4 protein-coding genes, 4 tRNA genes and 1 pseudogene are annotated in these 5,203 nt (G+C 49.5%); 2 read left to right on the top strand and 7 right to left on the bottom strand.

The features are described from left to right. The 5 genes from tuf to OGY72_RS09245 all read right to left on the bottom strand — a co-directional run. The coding region (gene tuf, locus OGY72_RS09265) for an elongation factor Tu (RefSeq protein WP_118262821.1) at nt 1-1,097 on the bottom strand (1,097 nt) is incomplete at its 3' end. A 118-nt stretch (nt 1,098-1,215) separates the two neighbouring features. Next, nucleotides 1,216-1,291 (bottom strand) — tRNA-Thr (locus OGY72_RS09260). 5 nt (nt 1,292-1,296) lie between these two features. Further along, nucleotides 1,297-1,371: transfer RNA gene (locus OGY72_RS09255), tRNA-Gly, on the bottom strand. Between the two features lie 114 nt (nt 1,372-1,485). After that, nucleotides 1,486-1,570 (bottom strand) — tRNA-Tyr (locus OGY72_RS09250). 8 nt (nt 1,571-1,578) lie between these two features. Continuing rightward, nucleotides 1,579-1,654 (bottom strand) — tRNA-Thr (locus OGY72_RS09245). Nucleotides 1,655-1,673: 19 nt separating this feature from the next. Between OGY72_RS09245 and OGY72_RS09240 the strand changes: the two are divergent. Then, nucleotides 1,674-1,754: pseudogene (locus OGY72_RS09240) on the top strand (hypothetical protein); the annotation flags it as partial. Nucleotides 1,755-2,044: 290 nt separating this feature from the next. After that, on the top strand, nt 2,045-2,995 hold the full coding sequence (gene coaA, locus OGY72_RS09235) for a type I pantothenate kinase (RefSeq protein ID WP_003031107.1): 951 nt from the start codon (nt 2,045-2,047) through the stop codon (nt 2,993-2,995). Between the two features lie 32 nt (nt 2,996-3,027). Here coaA and birA read toward each other — a convergent pair whose 3' ends face one another. Then, a complete protein-coding gene (gene birA / locus OGY72_RS09230) occupies nt 3,028-3,990 on the bottom strand; it encodes a bifunctional biotin--[acetyl-CoA-carboxylase] ligase/biotin operon repressor BirA (protein ID WP_003826969.1) in 963 nt (320 codons plus the stop codon). Beyond that, nucleotides 3,987-5,015, bottom strand: coding sequence for a UDP-N-acetylmuramate dehydrogenase (gene murB / locus OGY72_RS09225; RefSeq protein WP_286547619.1), 1,029 nt, complete (start codon nt 5,013-5,015; stop codon nt 3,987-3,989). The genes birA and murB overlap by 4 nt, the downstream gene beginning before the upstream one ends. Nucleotides 5,016-5,203: the final 188 nt, after the last annotated feature.

Below are 5,203 nucleotides of genomic sequence, written 5' to 3'. Positions count from 1 at the left end.
GGGTGGATCAGGGTAACAACCATTTTGATGTTGTCGCCCGGCATTACCATCTCTACGCCTTCCGGCAGTTCGATGGTACCAGTCACGTCAGTAGTACGGAAGTAGAACTGCGGACGGTAGCCTTTGAAGAACGGAGTATGACGGCCGCCTTCGTCTTTGGACAGAATGTACACTTCAGATTCGAACTTGGTGTGCGGCTTGATAGAGCCCGGCTTAGCCAGTACCTGACCACGTTCGATTTCTTCACGCTTGATACCACGCAGCAGAACACCAACGTTCTCACCAGCACGGCCTTCGTCCAGCAGTTTGCGGAACATTTCAACGCCAGTACAGGTAGACTTAGCAGTCTCTTTGATACCAACGATTTCAACTTCTTCACCAACTTTGATGATACCGCGCTCTACACGACCGGTAACAACGGTACCACGACCGGAGATGGAGAATACGTCTTCGATAGGCAGCAGGAACGGCTTGTCAATCGCACGCTCTGGTTCTGGGATGTAAGAATCCAGGAAGCCAGCCAGTTCGATGATTTTCGCTTCCCACTCTGCTTCGCCTTCCAGCGCTTTCAGAGCAGAACCACGAACGATCGGAGTGTCGTCGCCCGGGAAATCGTACTGAGACAGAAGTTCACGAACTTCCATTTCTACCAGTTCCAGCAGCTCTTCGTCATCAACCATGTCGCATTTGTTCAGGAACACGATGATGTACGGAACGCCTACCTGACGACCCAGCAGGATGTGCTCACGAGTCTGCGGCATCGGGCCGTCAGTCGCAGCAACAACCAGGATCGCGCCGTCCATCTGCGCAGCACCGGTGATCATGTTTTTAACATAGTCGGCGTGGCCCGGGCAGTCTACGTGTGCGTAGTGGCGAGTCGGGGTGTCATATTCAACGTGAGAAGTGTTGATGGTGATACCACGAGCTTTTTCTTCCGGCGCGTTATCGATCTGGTCGAATGCGCGAGCAGCACCGCCGTAGGTTTTAGCCAGAACGGTAGTGATTGCAGCGGTCAGCGTTGTTTTACCATGGTCAACGTGGCCGATAGTACCGACGTTAACGTGCGGTTTAGTACGTTCAAATTTTTCTTTAGACATCGATTGTCCCTCTAAGACACGGATAAATCGGTGATATCACCACATCAACCAGGCAATATACCTGAGCTGTTGAATGCTTTTAAAAGTAAACAGAGAGAAACGGGAAGGAGAAGTGAAGTGGTGCTGATACCCAGAGTCGAACTGGGGACCTCACCCTTACCAAGGGTGCGCTCTACCAACTGAGCCATATCAGCACGTCTGGAGCGGGCAGCGGGAATCGAACCCGCATCATCAGCTTGGAAGGCTGAGGTAATAGCCATTATACGATGCCCGCATCCTGAAACTCGGCTACCCAGTTCTTTCTGCAACAAAAAAGAGATCTCTCTCTTTTCTGTTCGAGCTGATTAATTTTTTAATCAACTCAGGCGGCGATAACGCTGCCAGAAAGTGGTGGTGGGGGAAGGATTCGAACCTTCGAAGTCTGTGACGGCAGATTTACAGTCTGCTCCCTTTGGCCGCTCGGGAACCCCACCGGACTTGATGGTGCCGACTACCGGAATCGAACTGGTGACCTACTGATTACAAGTCAGTTGCTCTACCTACTGAGCTAAGTCGGCATCAAGTAGCGCGCATTTTATGGAGACATGCGCACTCATGCAACTAAAAAATTGCATAAAATGTTCTATCGCTCACATTTTGCACTATACGACCGATAAATAATCTATTTCCTCTTTGGATTGGACAAATTTCCAACGTCAGGTGCCTCCTCAGAGAGGAATTTTGCTCCGGCAGGTACGCTTTGATAGAGAGAAAGCACATCTTTATACATCTGGAATACTCGTCACATTGCATTTCAGAGGATGATTTTTTCTTATTATTCCCCCCCATCTGGTGTTACCCTCCTGCCCATTGTCCAAATTAACTGAAATGTGCGTGCCATTGCGTACCGGGGATGATTTCGTTTTTTACCGCAGACCTGATATAGCAATGACAGCCAGACCATGCGTATGAGTATAAAAGAGCAAGCGTTAACGTCGCCTTACCTACAGTTTGATCGCAACCAGTGGGCTGCGCTTCGTGATTCCGTGCCGATGACCCTGACCGAGGAAGAGATTGCTCGTCTTAAAGGCATTAACGAAGACTTATCGCTGGAAGAAGTTGCCGAGATTTATTTGCCTCTCTCGCGTTTGCTAAACTTTTACATCAGTTCGAACCTGCGACGTCAGGCCGTGCTGGAGCAATTTTTAGGCACGAATGGCGAGCGTATTCCTTATATTATTAGCATTGCTGGCAGCGTCGCCGTCGGTAAAAGTACGACTGCGCGTGTTTTGCAGGCTTTGCTCAGTCGCTGGCCCGAGCATCGCAAGGTCGAGTTGATTACTACCGATGGCTTTCTCCACCCTAACCAGGTATTGAAAGATCGTGGACTGATGAAGAAGAAAGGCTTCCCCCAGTCCTATGATATGCATCGCTTGGTTAAATTCGTTTCCGATCTGAAATCAGGCGTACCTAACGTCACGGCGCCGGTCTATTCCCATCTCATCTATGATGTGATCCCTGATGGCGACAAAACCGTTGCCCAGCCCGACATATTAATACTCGAAGGGCTAAATGTATTACAAAGCGGGATGGACTATCCTCACGATCCGCATCATGTATTTGTTTCTGACTTTGTCGACTTTTCTATTTATGTTGATGCGCCAGAAGAATTACTCCAGACGTGGTATATCAACCGTTTCCTGAAATTCCGTGAAGGGGCGTTTACCAACCCGGACTCTTATTTCCATAACTATGCAAAATTATCAGAAGATGAGGCTATCAACACCGCCACATCGTTATGGAAAGAGATTAACTGGCTGAATTTAAAACAAAATATATTACCAACGCGTGAGCGAGCAAGCTTAATCATGACGAAAAGTGCCAATCATGCCGTTGAGCAAGTCAGGTTGAGAAAATAAATAAAGAAGGGGAGCAACAGCTCCCCTTCTTATTACTCAGCGCTTCTTAGCGATATTTCTCCACCCATCCAGGGTTTGATCTCGCCATTTTGTTCAAGCAATAATGCACCTTGCGCGTCTATTCCACGTGAGATGCCAAATATTTCTTTATCACCAATAATAAGTTTGACCGGACGGTCGATAAAGTTATCCAGTCTCTTCCAGCGAGACAGATACGGCGCTAAACCTTCGTGCTCAAAGAGCACTAACGCAGCACGCAACTCACGTATCAGTCGGGCAGCAAGGGTATTGCGATCAATGTTAATGCCCGCTTCCTGCAGGTTAATCCAGCCTTGATTAACCACATTTTCTTCAACCCGGCGCATGGACATATTAATACCCGCACCGATAACAATCTGCGCGGCATCCCCTGTCTTACCGGTCAGTTCAACCAGGATCCCTGCCAGCTTACGGTCGAGCAAATAGAGGTCGTTGGGCCATTTTACACGTACCTTCTCTGCGCCCAGATCGCGTAAAACCTCAGCCATGACGATACCAATAACCAGACTCAGGCCAATCGCGGCAGCCGGTCCTTGTTCCAACCGCCAGAACATTGAAAGGTACAGGTTGGCACCAAACGGTGAAAACCATTTGCGACCACGGCGGCCGCGCCCGGCTTGCTGATATTCAGCGACACAGGCATCCCCTGACTCCAGTTGACCTATTCGGTCCATCAGGTACTGATTGGTTGAGTCGATAACCGGCAGGACTGTGATATTTCCACCATCCAGTTGAGAATGAATAAGTGAAGCATCTAATAGTTGGATAGGCTCCGGTAAGCTGTATCCTTTACCTGGAACAGTAAAGACATCAACCCCCCAGTCGCGTAACGTCTGGACATGCTTATTGATTGCGGCACGGCTCATTCCCAACTTTTCACCGAGCTGCTCACCGGAATGAAATTCGCCGTCAGCGAGTAATGAAATAAGCGTCAGAGGGACGGTATTATCCTTCATGCAATGATCTCCACAGCATTCATTTCACCCTGCGGGCCAATAAACCGGACCTCTGGTTCGAGCCAGACATTAAATTTCTCACCGACTTTTTGGTGCACATGGTGTGCAAGTTGCACCACATCCTGACTCGTCGCATTGTCTGCATTGATCAGCACCAGTGCCTGCTGCTGATGTACCGCTGCGCCACCAATGCGCATGCCTTTTAGCTGGCATTGATCGATCAGCCAGCCTGCTGCCAGTTTCACAGAGCCATCAGCCTGCGGGTAATGAGGTGCTGTTGGGAATTTTGCCAGGAGCTCCTGCGCAATCTCTGCGGTGACAACCGGGTTTTTAAAGAAGCTTCCTGCATTACCGTTTACTTTCGGATCGGGCAGTTTTGTCGTGCGCATATGGCAGACAGAATCAAAAACTTGCTGAGGCGTCACCGTTGTAGGATCCAGGCGCGTCAGATCGCCATAGGTCAGTACCGGATGCCACTGTTTAGACAAGCGTAAACCAACAGCAATAATTGCGAAGCGATCCTGGTATTCATGTTTGAAGATGCTGTCACGATAACCAAAACGACATTCTGCTGCACCAACACGCAGATGTTTGCCAGTCGACAGCTCAACGCAGTCTACGTATTCGCAGACGCGCTGTAGCTCTACGCCATAGGCACCTATATTCTGGATTGGCGATGAACCCACGCAGCCTGGGATAAGCGCCAGATTTTCCAGCCCAGGCATACCAAGCTGCAACGTATGCTGGACCAGATGATGCCAGTTTTCACCCGCACCTACGTGCAAATGCCACGCATCAGGTTGTTCTGTAATCTCAATACCCTTAATACGATTGACGATCACCGTACCCTGGAAGGTATCAAGAAACAGGACGTTACTCCCTTCGCCCAGGATCAGTACTGGATGATGCGATGCATTGGCTGATTGCCAGGCATTCAGTAATTGTTGTTCATTTTCGGCGCAGACAAGTTCATTCGTTTGCTGATCGATACCGAAGGTGTTCCAGGCTTTAAGGGAGTGATTCATAGACGCTTTCCTGATGCAAAATCGCGCCTAGTTTACCGCATATGCCGCAGGATGGCTTGTGTTATGGAGGTTTTGGATATTGCTTTGCACCCGATGGTGCTGCGATGTGATGTGCCTGATGCGCTGCGCTTATCAGGCCTACAAAATACGTTCAGCCCAGCCCCTGCAGGCCGGATAAGGCGGCACGC

The sequence above is a fragment of the Citrobacter sp. Cpo221 genome (assembly GCF_030332345.1).
Classification (GTDB): Bacteria; Pseudomonadota; Gammaproteobacteria; order Enterobacterales; family Enterobacteriaceae; genus Citrobacter; species Citrobacter portucalensis.
The sequence above is the reverse complement of the archived record's forward strand: the minus strand, read 5'-3'. Positions and strand labels throughout refer to the sequence as shown.

Bases quoted from the DNA above. Each gene is read 5' to 3' on its own strand.
- murB (WP_286547619.1), bottom strand. From the start codon at position 5,015: ATGAATCACTCCCTTAAAGCCTGGAACACCTTCGGTATCGATCAGCAA.
- coaA (WP_003031107.1), top strand. From the start codon at position 2,045: ATGAGTATAAAAGAGCAAGCGTTAACGTCGCCTTACCTACAGTTTGAT.
- birA (WP_003826969.1), bottom strand. From the start codon at position 3,990: ATGAAGGATAATACCGTCCCTCTGACGCTTATTTCATTACTCGCTGAC.